This window comes from Pseudomonas sp. WS 5146 (genome assembly GCF_012985495.1).
Taxonomy (GTDB): Bacteria; Pseudomonadota; Gammaproteobacteria; order Pseudomonadales; family Pseudomonadaceae; genus Aquipseudomonas; species Aquipseudomonas edaphica.
On the sequence record NZ_JAAQWL010000021.1, the window covers coordinates 1 to 24147 of the forward strand.

A 24147-nucleotide genomic window follows, 5' to 3' on the forward strand; every position below is an offset into this window, starting at 1 on the left:
CCTAGCGTTTCAGATTGTGCCGAGGACGGTGTGTCCGACCCACTGCGCACTTCCCGGACAAGATTGCCGACTACTCTTCGCAGATCTTCGGCTAACTGTTCAACGGCCTCTTCAAAAGAAGCAGAGTGATGATTGGGAGATTCTGAAGGGGAGGACAATGGGCTTTCTCAGATGTGGTTGAGCAGACGAGCATACATGAGTTCGAATGACTCCTTCCGGCCAAAAGCGGACTGACGGCAAGGTTAGCTCCTGTGAAAGTCGGCCCGTATTAGCTCACGATCTTTTAAACCGGTAACGACCATCAATCGGTTCAGTTGGACGGCAAATATAGCAATTAGCTATCATGTCGCCGCATTCATAAAGCGACTCCGCTTCAATCGCTGAACAAAACCTGCCCTGCCCCAAGCCCACGGCTCGAAGTGGTATAGCCTCCATCGATTCAAAACCAATTTTCTGCCTATCCACGAATGCGACAAGGACTGTTCAATGCACCACGATAAGGACGATCCTAAAGGCTACTACGCAGTCTTGGGTCTAACATCGATCGTCAGCGCCGAGCAGATCAAAACGGCATACCGCAGACGCGCCATGGAGCTGCACCCTGACCGCAACCCTGGCAACAACACGACTCAGCAATTTCAGTTTTTGAATGAGGCGTACGCAGTGCTTTCGGACCCGGCTTCCAAAGCCGATTACGATACTCAGACCACTCGTAGCAGGGCCGTAGAACCCGAGACCTCTAAAGTACCAGATCCCATCGTGTGCTCCGTCTGCGCCAAGGTATCAGCCCAGCCACGAGTAGTGGTGTTCCGTTCCGTGAAGAGCTTCCTCTTACTCACAATTCGTAAACCCATCGTTGGCGTGTATTGCAGTCCCTGCGCACAAAAGCAGTCTCTCAAGGCGTCAGCAACAAGTTGGCTGCTTGGATGGTGGGGATTTCCATGGGGCCCGCTGTACACGGTTCATGCATTGGTCACCAACATGTTCGGTGGATCACATCCACCGCTGGAGAACGCCAGAATGTTGGGTTACCAAGCATATTACTTCTACTCAACCGGTCGTCCAGACCTAGCGCGGTCAATCGCCCAAAACGCGATAACGTACTGCAAGAAGATCCCTAAGACGCTTGGCCGCACTGAGGCAGGGATCAACGAAAGAGATAGCCTGACCAGCAACCTTGAAGCCTTCATAGACGAACTTGGCGGCGACAAAGACAATCGTTTGAAGAGTAGTTGGGGTTTCATTCACAGCCGATTCTTCATCCATCTCGGCGCTATCGCTACAGTGGCTGCGGTGATCATTATCACGGTAATGAATTCGTCCGGAACGCATTATTCCGCTCCGCGTGGTCCGATGCCGTATTCCGCTCAGGCCGTTCCATCGGTTACAGCTTCTAACGGCTCAGGCACCAACGCAGCTCAACGCCCTATAAGCGTTGCAAATCAGCGCGAGGCGGCCGCGAAGAAACCGGCCTACGTGCGGCCAAAAAACGCGCCCAATGGCCGCCCATGGCCCCGTACTGCCGGTTACCTAGTAGATGAGCCACAAACGCACAAAGCCGGCCATTCAGAAGTAACCATCGACAATGGGCAGAACAACTCAGACGTGTTTCTAAAACTCGTCTCCCTACAAGGCGCGGTAGCCAGGCCGGCAAGGCAGATTTACATTCCTGCACGAAGCCGCTTCACCATCAAAAATCTCACTGCCGGTGCTTATGACGTTCGGTATCGCGACCTGACCTCTGGGGGCCTTTCACGCTCCGAATCAATGACGCTCACTGAAACCACCAGCAGCCGGAACATCCAATACAGCGCAATCACGCTCACGCTCTATAAAGTTGCTAACGGCAACACTGCGACATACGGCCTTTCAGAGGACGAGTTTTAGATAGATCTGGAATAGGTGCAAGACATGGCCATCCGGTTCAGCACCAATTGGCGGGTGCTGTGCGCCTCGCCTGATTACTTGGCGCGATACGGTGAGCCCCAGAAGCCTGCTGATCTGGATAACCAAAAGCTTATCGTGCTGATGACATCCGCAGGCCCATTGAACCCCTTTCACTTTGTGGTGGACGGCCATGGTGGAATCACACCGTGCCCATGAGCCTGGCGTGGGAAATCAATGATGGCGCACTCGCGCGTAAATGGGCGTTGGCCGAGCATGGCATCGCACACAAAAACCCATTTGAGACGCGGCGGCCGATGTCCGTGCCGGAAGGCCGAAAGTCCTGTTGCCGGAGTTTTGTGTTCGAGAGGCCGACGTTTAAGCAGTGCTGCACGGCAATCATTACCGGGTTGCGGAACCTTCAAGATCAACGGTCTCAACGTTTTAGCGCAAACGAGTTACCTCGGTGGTTTGTACGGAACCTTGCTCGGAGTTACGACGCGGCCACTTTGAATTCGTGGCAGGACGACTTCCGCGTAGTAGTGATCCAGCTGCCAGTTGAAAAGTGTCGTGGCCGCCTAATAGCAGATCGTGCAAGACTCACTCGATGCGTGAGACCCGATTAAGTGCCCTTTCAACTTTCTGCATTGTTGTCGACGTTCGCTGGGGTCGATTTATGCCTGTAGCCACCGTCAGCTTTTGGCCGATTCTGCTCAGTTACGCTCCCCATCCACATCACTCGAACTGAGCCCTTACGTACTTTCGATTATTGCGTAACCGTGAACCGAAACGCCTGTTCTTGCAGCCCCGCCTTGATCAAAGCAGCCAATTGTCGGGCAGCCGCAGTGGGCTCGCCGCCACCGCTGTGCAGCACATAACCAAGACTCGGCACGACGGGTAAACCAGAAACAACACTGAGATGGCTCGGCAACCCAATACGGGTACGCAACGTCACGCCCAAGCCAGCGGCGACGGCTGCCCAGATACCCGCCACGCTGGGGCTGGTGAGGGCGATGCGCCAGGGTATTTGCGCGGCGTCCAGCGCCTGGGTGGCGGCGCTGCGGAGTACGCAAGGCGCGTCGAACATTATCAAGGGCAGTGGTGAGTCGTCAGCGGCGGTCAGCAATGGCGTATCGCGCGGCCCGATCCAGTGCATCGGTGTTTCGCCCAGGCGCGTGGCATAGGGCGACATAGGCCCGGTGTCCCAGGTCAGGGCCAGGTCCAGGGCTGCACTTTCGACCAGCGTCAGCAGCTCGGCATTACGGGCGATCCTGACTTCGAGGCTCACCCTCGGGTAAGTCTGTACAAAGCGTCGCAGGATATCGCTCAGGAAATGTTCGCCAAAGTCCTCTTGAAGCCCCAGGCGCAGGGTTCCGGCGGTCTGGCTTTGATGCACGCTGTGGAAAATGCTGTCGTTCAACTCCAGTAACCGGCGGGCATGGCTGAGCAGTGATTCGCCTGTGGGGGTCAAGACCAGCCCGCGCCCGGATTTAGCCAGTACCGGCGTGCCTATCTGCTCCTCAAGTTTCTTTAACTGAGCACTCACGGCAGACGTCGACCGACCGAGACGATCCGCAGCTTTGGCAAAGCTGTTGAACTCCACACCCGTGACGAAGGTGCGCAATACATCAAGATCGAAGGTGGGGCGGCGCATTCAATAGTCCACTAATTCCGGATGGTAGGCGCTATTAAATCTGATATTCGGAAGGGTTGCGACTTGATAATTTCATCCTTCAGATCGGGACATCGGAGGGAAAAACATCATGAATACAGCTACGTCCACTGGGGGAGAACCCCAGGGCAACTATCCGCAGAAGTTTGCCGAGTTGACCGACAACGTATTGTTCGGCGACATGTGGACGCCTACGCAACTCAAGCCCCGTGAACGCAGTTTGGTGACGGTGGCTGCGCTGGTGGCGATGTACCGTCTTGAGCAACTGCCGTTTCATTTGCAACGTGCGCTGGATAACGGCGTGTGTGCCGATGAATTGGCCGAAGTCATCACCCATCTGGCGTTTTATTCAGGTTGGCCGACGGCTGCTTCGGCGCTGAATGTGCTGAGCGAACTACAGCTTTGCCTTTCAGCACGCCAGGAGTAAGCGCTGATGCCATTTGCACGGATTTCACTGCACCGAGGTAAGTCGGCCGAGTATTTACAGGCGTTGTCGCAGGGGTTGCACGACGCTTTGGTCGAGAGCTTCGAAGTGCCGAAGACAGATCGCTTCCAGGTCATTCACCAACATGAGGTCGGCGAGCTGATATTCGATCCCCACTATCTGGGTGGGCCGCGTAGCCATGACTTTGTGCTGATCGCGATTACCGCTGGGCGTGCTCGAAGTGTTACGACTAAACAGCATTTTTACCGTGATCTGGTCGAGAAATTGGGGCGGGCGACGGGGTTGAACGCGGAAGACGTCATGGTGGTGATCACCACGACGGCCAGTGATGAGTGGTCGTTTGGAGGAGGGCGGGGCAACTAGGCTTTAAGTAAAACGGGGTCATACCCCAGTTAAATATGATCCCGTTTTTACGCTACAGCGCCGGCAGCCGATCCAACGCACAAATGCGTTCTATTTTCGGCTCTTTGGCCGTGGGCACGCGCACGCCCGTGTCGACATTGAATATGCCGATGTAATAACGGCTCAACGAGCCCGGGACGTCGCCAATCCTCCCTTGATCACATAGCGTGCGCCTGAACCTAGGCTCGTCCAGATTGTTGGCGTAATGCCAAGGCCGCTACACCACACAAGATCAGTGCGATACAGGACACATAGAACGCATCGCTGTAGGCCATCAGGTACGCCTCACGACGCACGGTATGGACCAGGCTTTCAAGGACCTGCTGTTGGGCGGGTAACAGTTGGTTGAATAGGAAGTCTTCGCTGTCTGCCATGCTGGCGCGCAGGCGCTCCTGCAAGGGAAAGGAAAACAGCGTGATTGACTCTCCCACCCGCTCTGAGTGAAAGCGCTCGCGCATGGCGACGATTTGCGTCAGCCCTGCAGTACCCACGGCCCCGCCAAGGTTTCGCAGCATGGAAAACAACGCGGATGCGGAACCGGCTTCAGTTTTGGCCAGCCCGGAAACCGCCAGAACAGAAAGCGCCACCATGATCAGCGGCTGTCCGATACCCCGTACCACGGTGGAAGGAATGATCACGTTGGCGGCACTATCGACGTCCAGGTGCGCGCCGAGGTAGCAGCCCAGCGCCATGATGAAAAAGCCGCTGGCGACCATCAGTTTCGGGCTGAGGCACTTCATCAAGCGCGGCATGAACGGTGCCAGCACCAATTGCACCATGCCGTAGGCGATCAGGCTGATGCCGATTTCCCGGGCGTTGTACCCCTGCAGTTGGGAAAGGTAATTGGGCACCAGGAACACCAGGCCGAAGGTAGCCCCGCCGAAAATGAACATCGCCGCACTGGCCACTCCGAAGTTGTAGCTCTTGAGCAGGCGCAGGTTGATGAATGAACGCCTGCCGTACAACTGCGACAGCACGAAGTACACCAGGGCGACGCCGGCGATCAACGACACCCACACAATGAAATCGGAGCCGAACCAGTCCTTGCGACCACCTTCCTCCAGCACGATCTGCAAGCCCCCCAGGCCGACGATCATGGCCAGGATGCCGCCCCAATCACCGCTTTTGAGCAAGCTCAACTGCATGGGCTTGGCATCGATGGACCATGCCACCGCCAGCAACAAGAGAATGCCCGGTGCCAGTTGCAGGTAAAAAATCCAGCGCCACGAGTAAGCATCGGTCAACCAGCCACCAATGGATGGCCCGGCAGCCTGGGCAACGCTGTTGGACAAGGCGAACAAGGCCATGCCCATTGCGATTTTGCTGGGCGGGAGCTCGGTGATGATCAGCTGGAATGACAAAGGGATCAGCACCGCGCCGGCAGCACCCTGGATCACCCGAATGATGATCATCACTTCCAGGTTGGGCGCCCAGGAGCAAGCAATGGATGCCACCAGGAACACAAACGAGCCCGCCAACATCACCCGCCGCAGCGAGAACACCTGGACCAGCCAGGCCGTCAGAGGAATCATCACGATTTCCGCGACCAGGTAAGCCGTGGAAATCCACGAGCCCTCCTCGAAGGTAGCCCCCAGGGAGCCCTCGATTTCAGGCAGCGCGGCGCTGGTCACATGCACGTTCATACCGGCCATGAAACAGCCGAAAAGCCCGCCGATCACCGCCACCCAGGCGCGAAAGGAGACAGTTTTTTCAACGGACTCAGTCATGCGTCGCGCCCTTTGTGCCAGGCCGGGTGTCAACGGTGGTGATCACCGACATGCCCGGCAGAATAGGCCCGCCCTCGTCATGTTCATCGATGGCGATTTTCACCGGGAAGCGCTGCACGATCTTGGTGAAGTTGCCGGTGGCATTATCCGACGGCAGCAGTGCGAACACGGCCCCGGAACCTGGCGAAAAGCTCACCACATGGCCCTTGAGCTGGCGTCCCGAATAGCTGTCGACGCTGATATCCACCGGTTGACCGGCGCGCATATCGCGCAACTGGGTTTCCTTGTAGTTGGCCACCACATAGGCCTGCTGCAGGGGCACCACCGCCAGCAACGGCAAGCCCGGCGCGACGTATTGGCGAATACGCACTTTGCGCTGCCCCACAACCCCGTCGATGGGCGAGCGGATCAAGGTGTCTTCCAGCGCATGAGACGCAAGGCTCAACTGCGCCTCGGCCTGGCTGCGCCGGGCAATCTGTTGTTGGAGCGAGGCTTGGGCCAGCTGGCGCCGGCTAATGGCGACGGTCAACCTGGTTTGCTGTTGACGCTGCATGGCCTTGGCGATTTCCACCGCGGCGTTAGCCTGGGTGTAGCTGGCAGCCGCCGTTTCCAGACGCTGGGCACTGGCCGCGTGTTCGCGCACCAGGCCCTGGTAGCGGCGCTGGTCAAGGCTCGCGCGGCGCAACTCGGCCGCCACGCTGCGGGTGTGGGCCTCAGCCTGGTTTACCCCGGCCTTTTGCTGGGCGATCAGGCTGTCGGTCACTTGCAGGTTGGCCTGTTGGGCCGCGACCGAGGCCTGGGTTTGCGCCAATTGCGCACGCGCCTGCGCCAACCGCGCCTGGTAATCGCGGTCCTCGATGCGCACCAACACATCCCCGGCCTTGACGGGCTGATCATCCTCCACCAGCACCTGGGCCACATACCCGGAGACCTTCGGGCTGATGGGGACCCAGTCGGTACGCACATAGGCATCATCGGTCTGTTCCAGGTAACGGCCAACCGTCATCCAGTACACCCCGAACCCTACCGCCGCGATCGACAGCACAACGCATCCCAGCAGGATAAGGTTACGTTTGCGGCGTTGCTTGCGCGCATGCATGAGCTGCTCGTCCTGGACAACGGTTTTTTCATCGACAGCAATATTCATGGCTGGGTACCGGAAAAATTGACGGAAGTGTGGCTGAGGGCAGCGGTCGCAGAGGCAGAAGACTGCCAACCGCCGCCAAGCGCGCGAAACAGGCCGATCTGGCGCTGCAACAGCTGGCCGTCGGCATCGGCAAGCGTGGCCTGCAGGCGGATCAGCTCACGCTCGCTGTCCAGCACGTCGAGAAAGTCGATAGACCCGGCGTCGTAATTGAACTGGGCCAATTTGTAGGCTTGGCGACTGCTGACAAGGGCCTGGTTCAACGCGGCGTGGCGCCGGCGCTCGCCGTCGTATAGCGCAAGCGCCTGGCGTACCTCCTTGAGGGCGTTGAGAACACTGGCCTCGAATTGCGCCACTTGCATGCGCTCCAACGCCCTGGCCTGGTTGACCCGTGCGCGATTGACACGCCAGTTGGGGAATTGCCAGGTAATCAGCGGCCCAACGCCGAACACCAGCGCGCTACTGTCTCCCAACTCATGGGGTTTGTTGGCGGATGAGGACACTGAAGCGCCAAAGGTCACCTTCGGATACAGGTCGGACTGGACGATATCCACTTGCAGCGTGGCCGCTTGCAGCGCGCGCTCGGCCTGACGGATATCGGGGCGGCGCGCCAGTAATTGCCAGCCATCACCCACCGGCAGCTCGGCATTGAGTTGCGGCACGACCTCACAGGTCACCGCGCCAATGCCTTGTTCCAGGTCCGCCACGCCGGTCAGCATTGCCAGCTCGTACAGGGCAGCTTGCCGGCGTGCTTCCAACATCGGCAGCAGCGCCAGGGTTTCAGCCTGTAAGGCCTGCATCCGGGTGTATTCGAGATCTGTCACCACACCGGCCTGACGCTGCCGGTCGATCAACGCCAAGCTGTGCCCGACCACATCCATCGAATGGCGCTGAATCCTGGCGCGTGCGCCCATGGCGCAGGCATTGACATAAGCGCGAGTGGTTTGCGCCACCACCGTGATGCGCAACAAGTCTTCGGCGTCCTGCGCTGCAGCCGTCTGGACCCGAGCCCGCTCGATACTGCGCTGAACCTGGCCCCAGATATCCACCTGATAAGCCAGCTCGAAGCCTGGGTTGAACGCCCACTGTGACGGAGCATGGCTGTCCGTGGCTTTGGCCAGGGTCTGATCATCGGCTGTCTTGCCGTACTCGGCGCCCAGTGAGGCCTGGGTCGACGGCCAGCGCCCGGCATCGGCCCGCATGATCCCGGCCAACATCGCCTGCACATGGGACTGAGCTGCAGCCAGGTCGCGGTTATGCATCAATGCCTGCTGCACCAGCGCGTCAAGTTTCGGATCGTTATACAACTGCCACCAATGGTCGGGTAACGCTTGGGCCGAAACACCCTGCGGCAGGCGGCTCAGGGCATTAAAGCGCTCCGGCTGCGGCTGCACGGGTATATGGGCGACCCAAGAGGAACAACCCGCCAACAATACGACCGCCACACCCAGGAGTGAGAGACGACCATGCCATGCACAGAAAAAAGGCGGACCCATCGAAATAACCCAGAATGCCAAGTAGACGCACAGGTTAAGAGAGCACTGGGCCGCGCATCTCCCGAGTTCCAGACAACCATCGTTTCGATTTGGACAATGTGCCTGTAGACCGCCTTATCGCAGGCGCTCACGGGCCGGGCACGCGCAAAGACATGGCCCTGCCTGTAGGCGGGGCCATGGACGCTTGGGGTTGCGCGCTCGCCGGGGTGTCAGACCAGGCGGCAGGTGCTCGGGGTGTAGCCCATTGTGCGTTTGAACATTGCAGTAAACGCGCTCGGGCTCTGGTAACCGTGCTCCAATGCCACCTCCAGGATCGATACGCCGCAGGCCAGCCGTTGCATGCTGAGTAGCAGCCGGGTGCGCTTGCGCCACTCCCCGTAACTCATGCCCAACTCTTTCTGGAACAGCCGCGCCAGGGTGCGCGAACTCATATTGAGCTGCACCGCCCAACTCTCCAGTTTCGACTCCTGTGAAGGGTTGTCGATAAACTCGGCACACAGCGACTTGAGCCTTGGCTCATCAGGGATCGGCACATGCGCCAGCACCCTCTGCGCAATGTCGAGCTCCGAGAAAATCAGCTCGACAATCTGCACATGGCGCAACAGAGCGGGTTCAGTGTCATGTTCATCGGCCGCGGCGATGATCAACTCCCGCAGCAACGGCGAAACCTTGAGAACGTGGCATTCCTCCGTCAACGCCCGGTGTGCGCCCGGCGAGATCAACAGGGTGCGCATGCGCACCTCGCCGGTCATGCGGATCTGGTGCTCCGCCCCCGCAGGGACCCAGAGCGCATGCCCGGAAGGCACCACCCAAGTGGTCCCGACGACCGATACCAGCATCACACCGTTAATGGCATAAACCAGTTGACCTTCTTCATGCCGATGCGAGGCCACTATGTCGCCATGACCATAGTCACCAGCGAGCGCCGCCAATGCGGTGTGCGCGATCATCGCAGGAAGGTACCTCGGGCAGGCAAGTCCACGGTATTAAAATGGCGATATGTGCTGGACGGATCCTTGAGCATCATGACGGTTTCTCCTTTTTTCGACAGTTACGACAGTGGGCCGCAGAAGCTGCCGTTAACGCTCGCTCGCTAGATCAAACACTAAACGAAACAGACAAAAACCAATTGCAAAGTATCTCAAAAAAATCATTATTTTCAGCATAAAAAACTAACAAATATGATTTTACTGGTTATTTAACTGGCTCATATATAATTAACTGCAATCGCACCAGCAACAATATATCGGCGCTGGTACTGGCCAGCGGGCCGAACCGAGTGAACGAGAAGACCATTTCGCGTCTAGTGGCGACATAAAATCCGAACGGTAGAAACTGGCCGATAACTGACTTTCTGATTGGAAAGGCCGAGCTGGAAGGGCTGATAGGCAGCTAGTACGCTTGAGTCCCTCTAATGATAGGAACCTGACATGGGACATGATTCCTCGTTGCAGATCGAATGCGCCGCTTATGAGGAGTTCGTCCGGCTTTGGAGTCAAGGAAGCTTCGAGCATCAGCGACTGGGCCAAGCGTTTTACAACCACTTCAATCTACACAAACTCACCGATCAGGCCGGATTACACGGTCTATATGAGGCCGACGGTGATAAAGCCTCACGCTTGATCTTGAGGCTTTTCCACCTTCACTGAGTTGCAACTATCGACCCAAAGCGGACCGTCGAGACAATCAAGTCTTGGCTTGCTGCCTGTTGACGGAGTAGGAGGTTGACGTAAAATCGCCGCCCCCAAAAAATAGCGCGTATGGCGAGAAGGAGCTTAGATGCGGCGGGTGATGATTATTGGTCAACCTGGGTCGGGCAAAAGCACTTTGGCGCGTGAGCTTGGTCTGCGCACGGGCTTACCTGTCGTTCATATCGACACTATCCACTGGCAGCCAGGGTGGGTTGAACGAAGCCGGGACGAGAAAACGCGCCTGTGTTCCGAGGTCGAGGCTCGTGATCGCTGGATATTCGAAGGCGGCCATTCCGTTACTTGGAAGAATCGGGTAGCGCGCGCAGATCTTTTGATCTGGATTGATCGTTCGGCGACGCTTCGATTTTGGCGTGTGCTGCGAAGAACGCTGCTCCAGCGCGGCAGCTCTCGGCCCGATTTGCCGGACAACTGCCCCGAACTGCTGGCGAATCTGCCAGAGTTTTTGAGATTTATGTGGCGGACGAAAAAAACAGCGCGGGTGAATATGCAGCAGCTGGTGGCGACAGCGCCATCAACATGCCGCGTCGTTCGCCTGCGCTCTAATCGAGATACCAGCGTGTTTCTTTCGAGCATTGCCTATTTGAGCGGTCAGATTCCACGAGATTGATCGACGGCTGCGGTATGGAAGCTACCGATTGCGAGCGGCTGCTTCTGGCCGATAGCTGTCGGTCACAAACGGCGGATTCCGGCCCAGCTTTTTAAGACAAACGGGAGCAAGTATTCAGCTTACTGTCTGTGACGTTCAACCCGCAGCAGTCGGCCGCTGAGGCGCAGGCCGTCACGCATATTCAGCCCCATTAATGCAAGATTGGTGGCCCCTGCGATCAGTTCGATTAACTGTACGAAGTAAAAACGCGTATCGAAGATTCCCGCCGACGCCCATTGGTTAAGCACAATGGCGCACGGCATCAGAACCAACAGGCCATTGGCGGCAATGAATGGCATGCGTTTGTTCTTCAAGGCGACCAGTCGTCCTTGTCGTTTCCGACTCATTAGCACTCCACTTGCACCGGTCGCAATCATTGTCGGTACCAGTATCCAAAGCCCGGGACTCACGATCAGGTGCTTGAGTGAGGCTATCGAGCGTCCGGATCCGATGAGTTCGACAAAAATAGTCGACAGAAAGAAGGTGGCGATGCACATCAGTGCCAGCGTGCTGGAGATCAAATGTAATCGTCTAAGCATTTATCTAATACCGTCAGACAGTTGGTTAATACTCAGGCCGTGCAGATATTCGGCACAGCTACCTTGGTGAACAGATGCGGCATGGCCAAGGCACTTGAGGGATACCGCGCCAAGGCATTGGTGAATTCCGGATGATTGAAAGCATCGCGAAACCGCTCTACCGATTCCCATACGGCGTAATTCAAGAACATGTTGCTGCCACCGATGGCCTGATGAAGCTGCGTGGAGATGAAACCGGCACGTTGTTTCATCCAGTTGGCATCCAGCTCCCATGCGCAAAGGAGGTCAGGTATATCGTCTGCGTCGACAGTGAAGAGGTTGATCAATACCACTGGAGCTTCGCTGCAATGCAGCTGTTGAGTGATGGGGACGATCGGATCAAGGGGGCGAATAGAAAGCATGGCGACCTCTACATTGTAATCATGATGACAATTTGGGTTTCACGCTCCAAACCTACTGTGATTGACATCATGGTGTCAACGTGGAAGGATTCGCGCCATGAAAAAGACAAACTACACCCCCGCAGGACGCGCCATGAGCGATCTGGTTCTTGAGATCTTTCGAGCAAGTGCGCGTCTGCTTACTGCAGGCGATCGACTCGTCGCAGAGCTAGGTCTGACAAGCGCCCGCTGGCAACTACTGGGTACTATTGTGTACGCCGAACGAGCACAACCGGTTTCATGGATTGCTCGCGACATGGGGGCAAATCGGCAAAACGTTCAGCGGATCGTTAACGATCTGGTGAATGATGGACTGCTGGAGTTTCAGCCAAACCCACACCACCGCAGAGCGCAGTTGGTTGTCCTGACTGAAGCTGGAAGAGAAGCATTCGATCTGGCGATGAATCTTCAGACGCCCTGGATTAATGAGCTGGCGGAGGGGGCGGACATCGATGCTATCCAGACTACCCATCAGGTTCTAAACCACCTGCGCAATAGGCTTGAGGATGACCAGGCCGACTGACGCGGCCAGCCTCAGCATAATCCAGCGTGTCAGAATCCCTGAGGGTCTGACCCCGTTTTATGCCCAGTGCGTAGGCATGTACTTAGAGTGAAGTAGTCCGTTTCTGAAACGTTAAAAACACCCCGATACACGTCTTACCTCCGCTGTGGCGCCTTCTTATAGTCGTGCGCCTCAGCCACTTGGAGGTGCACGCATGCAGGGACCCTACGCATTTATCAATGAATATCCCCAGCCTTATCCATTGCTTAAACTAAGCTTGGCGCTTGATCCGTATTCACACACCAAGTTCGACACCCTCAACCAGCACATCCGCAACACGGTGGTGTTGCCGGGGCAATTGGTGATCATCGGGGATAGCCGAACCGCCGCTTGCACCGCTGAAGAGGCACAGCTGATGCGCTCGGCGCAAAATATAAAGCTCGCCCTGTTGGCGCACTCCGCAACTGACCAATTTCTGATCAAAAACTATGATCAGTTGCAGGCCATCTTGACCTATTCGTCCCTTGGCATCGGCAGTGCCAGCAGTGCATGGAGCAAGCATTTGGCGCAAGTCGAGAAGACCCTTATCGAAATCGAGAGTTTGCATAAGCAGTACTTGAGCAAAGGCACCACTGGGGCAAGGGAGGAGTTTTTGGTTAAGCGAAGGGCGCTGTTTGCCAAGTTGGATAGCCAAATCTCGGGCATGGCGCGCTTTGGTACGGGGTTGAGAAACGAAGGTTCGATTAAAAAGATGTTAGGGATTTCCAGTAAAAGCTATTGGCACCATGGAGACATTCGTGGGTATGAGGAAAGGGTTAAACGTTTAGCCAAGGCCTCGCAAATATTGAAGAAGGGGACTTACATTGGCATAGCGTTGGATGTTGGGGCGACGGCGCTGGAGATAACGGAGGCGTGTTCCACAGGGCGTGAGCAAGAGTGTACGCAGGCGAAGTATGTTGAAGGGGGAAAATTGGTGTTGGGGGTGGGTGGTGCATCTGTGGGCGCGGCGTTTGGGGCGCCTATCGGTGTCGGCGCCTGCATGATTGTTTTTGGCATACCCACAGCGGGTGCCGGAGCGTTGGCATGTGCCATTGTCGGCGGTGCCGCAGGTGGATTTGCCGCAGGTAAAGCCGGAAGCGTCTTGGGAGAAGGCACAGGGAAATTTCTCTATAGGACGGTGGGGGATTAAATGGTCTTTGAATATATCGGCATGTGCGCTGGGGTCGTCATGATATTAAGCCTCCCGCTGGTTTTTTGTGCCATGTTCAAAAAGCTCGACGCTGCAGAGCGCTACGTGGAGGGCAGTGCTTACATCACTGTGCACAGGGATATTTTTCGTCATGCACCCTTTGATGGAAGGCCCCAGCGGCTGGTTGCCATGGCTATCATCATTCTTATTCCAAGAATATTTGAATGGAGGCGTTTAGTACGGGTTGAGGACGTTGAAAAAATCCCACGACATCTCAAGTACTGGATGGTCATTCCGACACTGATTGCTTTCACATCCGTTACCGTCATGTGTATCAGTTGGCTATTGATATCACGCTAATTCCCCTCGGATGTGGCGGCTCATGCCAGGCTCTCTATACTGGCCGTCCCAGGATCCTAGTTCGAGCGCAGACTATGCCGGTCACACCCGATCAAAATTCCCCAATCATGTTGGTCCAGGCTCAAGAAAGTGACTTGGATGATCTGGTAGCCATTCGAATTGAGGCCATGCGCGAAAGCCTGGAGCGTGTTGGGCGATTTGATCCAGTGCGTGCGCGCGAGCGGTTTGTTAGCGGTTTTGAAGCTCGCACCACACGCCACATCGAGGCATCTGGCGAGAGGGTCGGTTTCGTAGTGGTCAAGCATCACCACAATGAACTCTTGCTCGACCATTTGTATGTGAGGCCGGGCGCGCAAGGATCAGGTGTAGGGTCTGCGGTGCTCACTCAAATTTTCAAAGAGGCGGATGCAGCTGCACTCCCCATTAAAGTGGGTGCTCTCAAGGACAGTGCGTCGAATCGCTTTTACATCCGCCATGGTTTCCAATTCATCGAAAGCAGTGAATTCGACCATTATTATGTTCGCCGGAGTGTTCCGGCGATTGGCCCAGCTGGCTAGCTGGATGCCTAATTGACGGCTAACACCCCCCTTGCCCTCGACCGCCAAGCAAACCCCACCACCATCAACAACCCCAACCCGGCCATCCCCGCACCCGCCAACGAAATCGCCGGATAGCCCCACCCGGCATTAATCACCACACCGCCCAACGCCGCCCCAATCGCATTGCCAAAGTTAAACGCCCCAATATTCACTGCCGACGCCAGATTAGGCGCGTCCTTTGCCGCCTCCATCACCCGCATCTGCAACGGCGGCACCAGGGCAAAACTGGCCACACCCCATATCAAGATGGCCACAGCCGCCGGCAGCGGCCAGCGCATCAGCACGGTAAACGCCAGCAACACCACAATCAGCACGCTCAGCGACACGATCAAGGTGCGGTCTATCGAGCGATCCGCCGCCTTGCCGCCCCACAGGTTGCCGAGGGTCAGGCCTACGCCGAACAGTACGAGCATGGCGGTGATGTAGGCGGTGGAGGCGTGGGTTTCGCTGCTGAGAATCGGCGCGATGTAAGTGAACACGGTGAACATGGCGCCCGAGCCGATGACGGTGAGGGCCAGTGCGCCCAACACCGGGCCACGCCCCAGTACGCGGATTTCGGCCATCACGCTGACGTGTGGCGGCGCCTTGAGGTTGGGCAGGGCGAACCACAGCGCGGCCATGGCGATGACGCCGAGGCCGGTAATGCCCCAGAAGGCGGTGCGCCAGCCGAACAGTTCGCCAAACCAGGCGGCCAGCGGCACGCCGCCGATGGTCGCGAGGGTGAGGCCCATAAACATCGCGGCCACCGCGCCGGCGCGTTTCTCCGGGGCGACCACGCTGGCGGCGACCACAGAGCCCACGCCAAAGAATGCGCCGTGGTTCAGTGAGGTCACGACCCTGGCGATCATCAGGCTGTAATAGTCGGTGGCCAGGGCGGACATCAGGTTGCCCAGGGTGAAAATCGCCATCAGCCCGATCAGCAGGTAGCGCCGGGGGATCTTGCCGGTGGTCAGGGTCATCAGTGGCGCGCCAAGCAGCACGCCCATGGCGTAAGCACTGACTAACAGGCCGGCGGCCGGGATCGAGACGCCGAGGTCGGCGGCGATGCCCGGCAACATGCCCATGGGGGCGAATTCGGTGACGCCGATGCCAAAGGCGCCCATGGCGAGTGCAACTAAAGGTGGATTGATACGCATGGAAAGCTCCTTATCTATGCCGCCAATGCTACGATCCAGCCTTTGAAGGCGGTAGATGGCGTTTTTGACAATCACCTTTGCGTAAGAGGCACAAATGGACTTCAACGGCAGGTCAGGGGAGATGTTGGTGTTCGCCAGCGTGGCGCAGGAGGGCAGCCTGTCGGCGGCTGCGCGCGTGTTGGGGCTTACGCCGTCGGCGGTCAGCCGGATCATCGCGCGGGCCGAACAACGCCTTGGCACGCGGCTGCTGTTGCGCACCACGCGGGCGATCACCTTTACTGCCGAGGGCGAGGCGTTCCTGCGCGGGGCGCGGCGTATCCTGGCCGATATGGACGAGGTGGAAGAAGCGATTGCCGACCAGGGCGTGCCGAGGGGCCGGTTGCGGGTCAGCGCCGCCCTGGGCCATGGGCGCATGACGATCGTGCCCTTGGTGGCCGCCTTCAGTGCGCGCTACCCGAACATCGTGGTCGACCTTACCCTGGGCGACGAGGTGGTCGACATTCTCGGCGGCCAGGCCGATGTGGCGATACGCTTTGGCCATCTGCCCGATAGCCCGCTGACCGCGCGCAGGCTCGGCGACACCGGCCAGGTGGTGGTGGCCTCGCCCGAGTACCTGCAGCGCCACGGCACCCCGCAGCAACCCGAAGACCTGCTGCGGCACAATTGCCTGCGCTTCAACTTTCGGCGTGCCGAACCCCACTGGCCGTTTAGCCGCGACGGCCAGGCGTTCTCCCTCAAGGTCGGCGGCAACATCGAATGCAGCAGTGGTGAGGCGCTGGCACAGCTTGCGCGTGTGGGGGCCGGTATTGCGCGTATCGGCGAGTTTACCGTCAGCGAAGACCTGCGGCGCGGCGAGCTGATACCGCTGCTGCAAGCCTGGAACCCCGGCGACATTGAGCCGATTCACGCGGTGTTCGTCGGCGGCGCGGCGATGCCGGCGCGAGTGCGCTTGTTTGTGGACTTTTTGCTCGAACATCATCAGTTGTAAGCGTCGGCTCGGGGGCGCCATGAGGCGCGGCAATATGAACCGTTCTCGTGCGCATAATCTGTTGCTGCGCCGTTTTATAATTACTTGTATCCTTGCCCACGAAAAGAGCGGATGGCTGTACGGGTAGTGTTGTTGGAATTATAATTCGCTGTATCTGTATTCTGCCTCGTGCACTATTAGTCAGGGTAATCATCAGTGGCTCACATCATTCATCAATGGCAAAGCATCGTTAACAACTACCGCCATGGCGCATTACTTCTAGGCAATGGCGCGAGCATGGCAGTTTCCAGAAATTTCGGATATGCCTCACTCCTTGAACATGTCCGTCAGAATCATCTTTTCGAAGAAGATGTGCAGACACTTTTCTCACGTTTTGAAACCGATGACTTTGAACTAATCCTTCGATTGGTCTGGCAAGCCGCAAGGGTTAATAAAGCACTTGCAATACAAGATCGCCGTACGCGTCAAGCCTATTTGAATGTTCGTAATTGTTTGATTCAGGCGGTACGTGATATTCACCCTGCTTACGAGGAGGTTAGCAAGCATCTGCCGCACATGCATAGCTTCCTGAAGCAGTTTAATACGGTTTTATCGCTGAACTATGATTTGCTAGTTTATTGGGCGATGATGCACGATTTTGATATGCAGCGCTCCCATATTTTCAAGGATTGTTTCAAAAGTGGTTCATTCGCTGAAAACTGGCGCGTCTATCGTGATCGAATCTCGGAGCAGACCAATACACTAGTCTTCTATCCACACGGAAACCTAGCGCTGTGCCGGGACATCACGGAGCAGGAATACAAAATTAGCGGTGGAGGGAATGCCCTCTTGAATGAGATTTTGGATTTGTGGGCTAGCGAAACGTATGTGCCATTGTTCGTGAGCGAGGGAACCCTTCAGCAGAAAATCAGATCCATACAGAGCAGTTTCTACCTCTCCACGGTTTACCGAGAAGTGTTGAAGACGCCTCGAATAAAACTTACCATTTTTGGTTGGGCCATGGGCGAGCAAGACCTTCATATTTTACAGAATTTAAGAGGAACAAGTATTAATAGAATTGCCGTATCGGTGTTCGGAAAAGACCAGGCATATTGCAATCGTATATATGAAACCATTCAACAGTATTTGGGTGCCGTCATCGTAGAATTCTTTGATTGCGAAAGCCCTGGCTCCTGGATTCACCCGGGAACCCCAGTCAATACTCATAGGTTCTCCCAAGGCTCTCAGCGTTTTTAAGGGAAGGGGCGCATACGGGCCGAAAAATAGACCTGCCTCCATATTCGAAGAGAATCGCGTTGAAGTAAAAAATTTGAGACGGTGCGCTTTATGCGAAAGGCAGCACCGCATTTTTAGGAGGGTGGTGATGAGCAGCACAGCTATTTTATGTTTTCTTCCTCTTACTCGATCTTTAAGCAAACAGATTGGTAAATCAACTAGCGTGACACTGGGTGCTTACGGAGGGCTATGGTCGCTATATAATTCGGCCAATGTCTTAAAAAACCTCAACGAAAAGACTGACTGGAGACGTCTTGAAAGACACTTGCTGGGAGATACTCCCGATATACCCGGTATTGATCTAAAGCACATTGCTTCTTGCGCTTGGGTCGACCATCAAAATCACTTTGTTGAAATGACATTGATGCAAGGGATTATGATGTTCGAGGAGTGGTGTGGTGATTTTGCAAATATGTTTGTTGCAGCAGGTTTGAAAATTAAAGCCGAGTCCTTTCAGTTTCCTGGAGGGCATATAAATAAAAAATACACCAACTGGATAAAACTAGATGCTCCTGGAGCTTTCATCCGCTCAGCTTTACTGGAATGTCAAGTTCAACCAGCTTTTATGAAAAAAAACGCTTCGAATGTAGCGTCTTTAGACGGGCTTCTGAACTGGTATCGTTACTTCAAATCAGTTAGAAACTCTTTGGCGCACGGCGGGGGTATTCTCGATCAGTACAGTCTGGATCTATACAATGTTGCAGTAAGCACCACGCTCAAATCTCTCGGGATGTCACGGGATTATAGTAGTCCTGCGCCGATAGTGGGTTCCAGAGCTGATATCAGCCTGCCAGACTCACTGCTGTTATTAGGGGTCGTTCAACGAATAGCCTTTGCATTCGACGCGAAATATTGCAATGTCGCAAAAGCCGAGGAAGAAGTAGAGAGTAGGGTGGTAACTGCTCTGCAAAAAATGGAGGTTCCGATTAATGTTTCTGTTGAGCAAAAAAATAGATGGTTACGGAAGTTGTGGGTTAATGCTACTGGTACCTCGATTAAGGACGTGAGTAAAGTTGAGGAATGGTTCACCCACAAGGGCTTGGTTACCATCAAGGTATTTTAGTGTGGGTAGCGAGAAACCTGTTTGATCGGGTAGTAGGCATCTCATCACGCAGAGCCCGCTCCAACTATTTCCAGGTTTTCTCGACCTCCATAAGCTGAGCAGCTTCGCCAGTATTCCGGCGACGTTGAGCCGATTCACGCGGTGTTCGTCGGCGGCGCGGCGATGCCGGCGCGAGTGCGCTTGTTTGTGGACTTTTTGCTCGAACATCATCAGTTGTAAGCGTCGGCTCGGGGGCGCCATGAGGCGCGGCAATATGAACCGTTCTCGTGCGCATAATCTGTTGCTGCGCCGGTTTATAACTGCTTGTATCCTTGCCCGCGAAAAAGGGCGAATGGTTGCCGCCGGTGCCCAGGTCCACTGTCCGCTGTTATGGAAAACCGTGCTTGCCAAAGGTAGCAATGTGAAGCGTGATACCCACCTGGTTGTGCTTTTGCTGGCCGTTATCGGTTGCTCCCTGGGGTCATTGACGGTCTGGAAGGTGTTTGCCTCTCGAGATCGCGCCCTGCAGGAGGTGGACGTCCATGGCCTGAACCTTACCCAGGCGCTGTCGACTTATTCCGAAGGCATCGTGCGCCAAAGTGCGCTGCTGTTGCTCGGGCTGGTCGAGCGTCTGGAAACCGAAGGCAGCGGCCCGGTGCAGATTCAGCGGCTAAGTACATTGATCAACCGCCAGCAGCCGCTGATGCCACAACTCAGTGGTGTCACGATCTACGATAAACAGGGGCACTGGTTGATGTCCTCCAACCGGCCGATTCCTGCGGGCGCCAACAGCACAGACCGTGCCTATTTCATTCATCACCGTGACGATCCTTCCCACGAGATCTTTATCGGCCCGCCGATTATCAGCCGGTCGAATCAGGAATGGGTGATGACCATCAGCCGGCGTTTCAATGATTCGCAGGGTGATTTTGCCGGTGTTGTGGCGGTGACCTTAGGCATCGAAAACTTCCTGCGCTTGTTTGGCAAGATCGATGTCGGGCAGGACGGCGCGATTGGCTTGTCCCACACAGACGGTACGTTGCTGGCTCGCTATCCGTTTCGCGAGCAGGACATGGGGCGCAACTTTTCCAAGTCGCCCATCTATGTGAAGTACCTGGTTGATCAGTCAGTCGGCACCGCCTCTTTTACCTCCAGCCTGGACGGCGTGGAGCGGCTCTACGCCTTTCGCCAGAGCGACCGGCTGCCGCTGATCACCACGGTGGCAATCGGCAAGCACGAAGCCCTCGCCGCGTGGCGCACCGAGGCGCTCTTGTCGGCGGTGGTAGTGGCGGGGCTGCTGGGGCTTACCGGTCTTATCGGCTGGTTTTTGATCCTGGATATCCGTCGGCGCACCGAGGCTGAAGATCAGTTGCGTGAAACCCAGCGGCAGTTGCTCACCTCCAACGGACAGCTTGAGTTGCTGGCGATGAAGGATGCGCTGACGGGTTTGGCAAACCGGCGCTGCTTTGATGAGAGCCTCGCCAGGGAGGCGCTGCGCGCCAAGCGTGAGGGCACGACGCTGGCATTGCTGATGATCGATATCGACTATTTCAAGCGCTTTAACGACGCTTACGGGCATGTGGCAGGGGACGCATGCCTGCAGACGGTGGGCAGAATCTTCGAGGCGTGCGTAAGGCGGCCGTTAGACCTGGTGGCTAGGTATGGCGGCGAGGAGATGGGCATCATCATGCCGGACACCGACGCTGACGGCGCCGCCGTGGTGGCCCAGCTTATTCTCGACCGGTTGAAGCAAGAGAACATCGTGCACAGCACCAGCCCGTTCGGGCGGCTGACGGCAAGCATCGGCATTGCGACGGCCACCGGGGTTCAGTTGGAGGACTTGCAAGGGTTGGTGGAGGTGGCGGATCAGGCGTTGTACAGCGCCAAGGCGGCGGGTCGTAACCAGTGTGTGACGGGGGCTGGTGACTGGGGTTCACCATTGAACCCCAGTTGAACGGGGCCAGCCCGCTTCAGTCGGTTTGCTTAAACCCCGCTCACCAATTTCCCGCCGTCCATCCGGCGCTTATAAGCACTGTCTCGACTGGCCAACCAGAAGTACAGCGGTGACGTCACCACCAGGCCCACCACCCAGGACAAATCCGCGCCATTGATGTGCTCGGAAATCGGCCCTACATACAGCGGCGTGTTCATAAACGGAATCTGCACTGCAATCCCGATCGCATAGGCCAGCAGCGCCTGTGGGTTGTACTTGCCATAAATCCCGCCATCCACGCGAAAGATCGAGGCAATGTCGTATTTGCCTTTGTGAATCGCGTAGAAGTCGATCAGGTTGATCGCCGTCCACGGCACCAGCACCACCAGCAGCACCAGCACCATGTCGACGAAGTGGCCGATGAAGTCTTTGGAGGCGAACACGGCAGCAATGGCGCACGCGGCCAGCACCAGGGTGGAGATCACTGCGCGGCTTTTGGCGGTGGGGATCCAGCGGTAGGCGAAGGTCTGGATCAGGGTAATGATCGACAACACCGCACCATACAAATTGAGGGCGTTGTGGCTGATCACGCTGAGCAAGAACAGCACCAGCATCAACGGGCCGATGGCGCCGGTGGCGAGTTTTACTGCGTCCATGGTGTCCATGCCCACCGGGGTGGCAAGCACGGCGACGGCGCCGAAGATAAAGGCCAGGCTGGAGCCGAGGGCGGAGCCCAGGTAGGTGGTCCAGAAGGTCGATGCCACCGGTACGTCGGCCGGCAGGTAGCGCGAGTAGTCGGACACGTAGGGCGCAAAAGCAATCTGCCACAACGCCGCCAGGGATACGGTGGCCAGCCAGCCGGAGATGTTGAAGCTGCCACGGGTCAGGAAGTCGGTGGTCTGCACATGGGTGAAGATGTAGCCAAAACCCAGCACGATGCCGGCGCCGAGCACCCAGGTGCCGATGCGGTTGAGCACGTGGATAAAGCGGTAACCGATGATGCCGATGATGCCGGAACCAATGGCGCCGATCACGATGCCGACGGGCACGGGCACGCTGTCGACCACGCCGTGCAGGGATTTACCCGCCAGCACGATGTTGGAGGCGAAAAAGCCGATGTACATGACGCCGGCGATCACCACCACCAGCAGGGCACCCAAGGAGCCGAACTGCGCACGGCTCTGGATCATTTGCGGGATGCCCATTTGCGGGCCTTGGGCCGAGTGCAGCGCCATCAGCACGCCGCCGACCAGGTGGCCAACCAGGATGGCGACGATGCCCCACACCAGGTTCAAGTGGAATAATTGCACGCCCAGCGCGCCGGTCACGATCGGCAACGGCGCGATGTTGCCGCCGAACCACAGGGTGAACAGGTCTCTTACCTTTCCATGGCGGTCTTCGGGGGGCACGTATCCGATCGTGTGTTTTTCGATAAGCGGGGCGGAGGATGTTGCAGTGGTGACCATGACGAACTCCAAGGCAAGGTGAGTACGTTGACGTACTTCGCTGTGCGCAGCGTGGGCGGCGCTTTGTTGTTGGAGTGATCATCTGCAATGGGCGCAGGGAGGTAAATTAGTAAGTTTGTTGCTATAGACCTTAAAAAATATAGCTCACCGGAATTTTTGCTCCGGTATGTTGCATGGTCTTGAATCAGTGTGAAAAAGCCGATTTTTACGCACTTGTTTGGGGCGAAGTCCCACGTTTCTGGAGGTCCCGATGGCTGCCTATAACCTGCGCCAGCTCAGATATTTTGTCACCACGGCCGAGTGCGGCAGCGTTGCCGAGGCATCGCGCAAGCTGTATATCGCCCAGCCCTCGGTGTCGACCGCGATCAAGCAGCTGGAGGACAGCTTTGGTGTGCAGCTGTTTATCCGTCATCACGCCCAGGGCGTTTCACTCACCCCCAGCGGCGCGCGCTTTTATCGCAAGGCGCTGGAGTTGCTACGGGTAGCCCATGAGTTCGAGCAAAACGCCCTGGCCGACAATGATGTGGTGGCGGGGCAGATCGATATCGGCTGCTTTGAGACGGTGGCACCGTTGTATTTGCCGCGCTTGATCGCGGGGTTCAAGGCGCTGTGGCCTGGGGTGGAAATCCGCATTCGCGACGGCGAGCAGCAAGAGCTGGTGCAGGCGCTGACTGCCGGCAGTATCGATGTGGCGATGCTGTTTGAGCACGACCTGGGCGGCACCATCGAAACCACGCCATTGATGCCGCCGCAGCAGCCCTATGCGTTGTTGCCGGCCGATCACCGCTTTGCGCAGCAGGCCAAGGTGTCGCTGGCGGACCTGGTGCTGGAACCGATGATTTTGCTCGATGTGCTGCCGAGCCGGACCTACTTCGTGAGCATCTTTGAAGAACGCGGGTTAACGCCGAATATCGTGTTCAGCTCGCCGTCCATCGAGATGGTGCGCGGCATGGTAGGGCGCGGGTTTGGCTTTTCGATCTTGGTGACCAAGCCGTTTACCGAGTACACCTATGACGGGCAGAAGGTGGTGTGTGTGCCGTTGGCGGAAACGGTCACCGGTTCAGGATTATCCGCCGTCTGGTTGCGACGGGCACCGTTGACCAAGCCGGTGCAGTTGTTTGTGGATTACTGCCGCGAAGAACTCGCAAGACTCCTTGGCTGAATACCTTCTGATAAACACTGAAAATCACCTGTGGGAGCTGGCTTGCCTGCGATAGCGGTGGGTCAGCTGCAAATGTGCTACCTGATACACCGCCATCGCGGGCAAGCCTGGCTCCCACAGGTTGTGCGGTGCCTGGACTGGAACACAGGGCAAAAAATGTGGGAGCTGGCTTGCCTGCGATAGCGGTGGGCCAGCTGCAAATGTGCCACCTGATACACCGCCATCGCGGGCAAGCCCGGCTCCCACAGGTTGTGCGGTGCTTGGACTGGAACACAGGGCAAAAAATGTGGGAGCTGGCTTGCCTGCGATAGCGGTGGGCCAGCTGCAAATGTGCCACCTGATACACCGCCATCGCGGGCAAGCCCGGCTCCCACAGGTTGTGCGGTGG

The 24147-nt window shown here is 56.9% G+C and carries 22 protein-coding genes and 1 pseudogene; 14 read left to right on the forward strand and 9 right to left on the reverse strand.

The genetic code is table 11. The features are described from left to right. Nucleotides 1–486: 486 nt before the first annotated feature. Nucleotides 487–1887 carry a J domain-containing protein gene (locus HBO41_RS29185; RefSeq protein ID WP_099548735.1) on the forward strand — a complete coding sequence of 467 codons (1401 nt, stop codon included), beginning with the start codon at nucleotides 487–489 and terminating at the stop codon, nucleotides 1885–1887. A gap of 763 nt (nucleotides 1888–2650) precedes the next feature. Here the strand turns inward: HBO41_RS29185 and HBO41_RS29190 are convergent. Beyond that, nucleotides 2651–3538: a LysR substrate-binding domain-containing protein gene (locus tag HBO41_RS29190; RefSeq protein ID WP_099548736.1), complete on the reverse strand. Its 888-nt coding sequence runs from the start codon at nucleotides 3536–3538 to the stop codon at nucleotides 2651–2653. A 109-nt stretch (nucleotides 3539–3647) separates the two neighbouring features. On the opposite strand from HBO41_RS29190, the gene HBO41_RS29195 reads away from it, so the two are divergent. After that, on the forward strand, nucleotides 3648–3983 hold the full coding sequence (locus HBO41_RS29195; RefSeq protein WP_099548737.1) for a carboxymuconolactone decarboxylase family protein: 336 nt from the start codon (nucleotides 3648–3650) through the stop codon (nucleotides 3981–3983). Between the two features lie 6 nt (nucleotides 3984–3989). Then, on the forward strand, nucleotides 3990–4364 hold the full coding sequence (locus HBO41_RS29200) for a tautomerase family protein (RefSeq protein ID WP_099548738.1): 375 nt from the start codon (nucleotides 3990–3992) through the stop codon (nucleotides 4362–4364). A gap of 218 nt (nucleotides 4365–4582) precedes the next feature. Here the strand turns inward: HBO41_RS29200 and HBO41_RS29205 are convergent, their stop codons facing one another. The 4 genes from HBO41_RS29205 to HBO41_RS29220 form a co-directional block, all read right to left on the reverse strand. Next, nucleotides 4583–6130 (reverse strand): MDR family MFS transporter, encoded by a 1548-nt coding sequence (locus HBO41_RS29205; protein WP_099548739.1) that lies wholly within the window; start codon nucleotides 6128–6130, stop codon nucleotides 4583–4585. Then, on the reverse strand, nucleotides 6123–7277 hold the full coding sequence (locus HBO41_RS29210; protein WP_099548740.1) for an HlyD family secretion protein: 1155 nt from the start codon (nucleotides 7275–7277) through the stop codon (nucleotides 6123–6125). Before HBO41_RS29210 ends, HBO41_RS29205 begins: the two co-directional genes overlap by 8 nt. Continuing rightward, nucleotides 7274–8770 (reverse strand): TolC family protein, encoded by a 1497-nt coding sequence (locus tag HBO41_RS29215; protein WP_099548741.1) that lies wholly within the window; start codon nucleotides 8768–8770, stop codon nucleotides 7274–7276. The genes HBO41_RS29210 and HBO41_RS29215 overlap by 4 nt, the downstream gene beginning before the upstream one ends. Nucleotides 8771–8979: 209 nt before the next feature. Next, nucleotides 8980–9720 carry a helix-turn-helix domain-containing protein gene (locus tag HBO41_RS29220; protein ID WP_099548742.1) on the reverse strand — a complete coding sequence of 247 codons (741 nt, stop codon included), beginning with the start codon at nucleotides 9718–9720 and terminating at the stop codon, nucleotides 8980–8982. Nucleotides 9721–10549: 829 nt separating this feature from the next. On the opposite strand from HBO41_RS29220, the gene HBO41_RS29225 reads away from it, so the two are divergent. Beyond that, nucleotides 10550–11089, forward strand: coding sequence for an AAA family ATPase (locus HBO41_RS29225; RefSeq protein ID WP_099548744.1), 540 nt, complete (start codon nucleotides 10550–10552; stop codon nucleotides 11087–11089). 119 nt (nucleotides 11090–11208) lie between these two features. On the opposite strand, the gene HBO41_RS29230 is transcribed toward HBO41_RS29225, so the two are convergent. Continuing rightward, nucleotides 11209–11667 (reverse strand): hypothetical protein, encoded by a 459-nt coding sequence (locus tag HBO41_RS29230; protein ID WP_099548745.1) that lies wholly within the window; start codon nucleotides 11665–11667, stop codon nucleotides 11209–11211. Nucleotides 11668–11699: 32 nt separating this feature from the next. Beyond that, on the reverse strand, nucleotides 11700–12068 hold the full coding sequence (locus tag HBO41_RS29235; RefSeq protein WP_169988757.1) for an antibiotic biosynthesis monooxygenase: 369 nt from the start codon (nucleotides 12066–12068) through the stop codon (nucleotides 11700–11702). Between the two features lie 97 nt (nucleotides 12069–12165). Here HBO41_RS29235 and HBO41_RS29240 point away from each other — a divergent pair, with 97 nt between their 5' ends. The 4 genes from HBO41_RS29240 to HBO41_RS29255 all read left to right on the forward strand — a co-directional run bounded on the left by HBO41_RS29240 (nucleotide 12166) and on the right by HBO41_RS29255 (nucleotide 14715). Continuing rightward, nucleotides 12166–12630 (forward strand): MarR family winged helix-turn-helix transcriptional regulator, encoded by a 465-nt coding sequence (locus HBO41_RS29240; protein ID WP_169988759.1) that lies wholly within the window; start codon nucleotides 12166–12168, stop codon nucleotides 12628–12630. 193 nt (nucleotides 12631–12823) lie between these two features. After that, nucleotides 12824–13798, forward strand: a complete 975-nt coding sequence (locus tag HBO41_RS29245; protein ID WP_099548747.1) for a hypothetical protein — start codon at nucleotides 12824–12826, stop codon at nucleotides 13796–13798. Further along, the gene (locus HBO41_RS29250; RefSeq protein ID WP_099548748.1) at nucleotides 13799–14158 is read left to right on the forward strand and encodes a hypothetical protein; all 360 of its coding nucleotides are present in this window, start codon (nucleotides 13799–13801) and stop codon (nucleotides 14156–14158) included. Nucleotides 14159–14232: 74 nt separating this feature from the next. Then, on the forward strand, nucleotides 14233–14715 hold the full coding sequence (locus tag HBO41_RS29255) for a GNAT family N-acetyltransferase (RefSeq protein ID WP_099548749.1): 483 nt from the start codon (nucleotides 14233–14235) through the stop codon (nucleotides 14713–14715). A gap of 8 nt (nucleotides 14716–14723) precedes the next feature. Here HBO41_RS29255 and HBO41_RS29260 read toward each other — a convergent pair whose 3' ends face one another. After that, nucleotides 14724–15893: an MFS transporter gene (locus HBO41_RS29260; RefSeq protein WP_099548750.1), complete on the reverse strand. Its 1170-nt coding sequence runs from the start codon at nucleotides 15891–15893 to the stop codon at nucleotides 14724–14726. A 94-nt stretch (nucleotides 15894–15987) separates the two neighbouring features. Here HBO41_RS29260 and HBO41_RS29265 point away from each other — a divergent pair, with 94 nt between their 5' ends. From HBO41_RS29265 to HBO41_RS29280, 5 genes and pseudogenes are all read left to right on the forward strand, one after another. Further along, nucleotides 15988–16881 carry a LysR substrate-binding domain-containing protein gene (locus HBO41_RS29265; RefSeq protein WP_169988761.1) on the forward strand — a complete coding sequence of 298 codons (894 nt, stop codon included), beginning with the start codon at nucleotides 15988–15990 and terminating at the stop codon, nucleotides 16879–16881. Between the two features lie 195 nt (nucleotides 16882–17076). Further along, complete coding sequence (locus HBO41_RS29270) at nucleotides 17077–18117, forward strand: DUF4917 family protein (protein WP_099548751.1); 1041 nt, start codon at nucleotides 17077–17079, stop codon at nucleotides 18115–18117. 127 nt (nucleotides 18118–18244) lie between these two features. Further along, nucleotides 18245–19219, forward strand: coding sequence for a hypothetical protein (locus tag HBO41_RS29275; RefSeq protein WP_143521814.1), 975 nt, complete (start codon nucleotides 18245–18247; stop codon nucleotides 19217–19219). A 117-nt stretch (nucleotides 19220–19336) separates the two neighbouring features. Then, nucleotides 19337–19438 (forward strand): annotated as a pseudogene (locus tag HBO41_RS29635) (LysR family transcriptional regulator); the annotation flags it as partial. A 181-nt stretch (nucleotides 19439–19619) separates the two neighbouring features. Next, nucleotides 19620–21152: a sensor domain-containing diguanylate cyclase gene (locus HBO41_RS29280; RefSeq protein ID WP_017139662.1), complete on the forward strand. Its 1533-nt coding sequence runs from the start codon at nucleotides 19620–19622 to the stop codon at nucleotides 21150–21152. Nucleotides 21153–21181: 29 nt separating this feature from the next. On the opposite strand, the gene HBO41_RS29285 is transcribed toward HBO41_RS29280, so the two are convergent. After that, nucleotides 21182–22597: a cytosine permease gene (locus HBO41_RS29285; RefSeq protein ID WP_017139661.1), complete on the reverse strand. Its 1416-nt coding sequence runs from the start codon at nucleotides 22595–22597 to the stop codon at nucleotides 21182–21184. 250 nt (nucleotides 22598–22847) lie between these two features. On the opposite strand from HBO41_RS29285, the gene HBO41_RS29290 reads away from it, so the two are divergent. Then, nucleotides 22848–23759, forward strand: a complete 912-nt coding sequence (locus HBO41_RS29290) for a LysR substrate-binding domain-containing protein (protein WP_010171799.1) — start codon at nucleotides 22848–22850, stop codon at nucleotides 23757–23759. The last annotated feature ends 388 nt before the right edge of the window (nucleotides 23760–24147 follow it).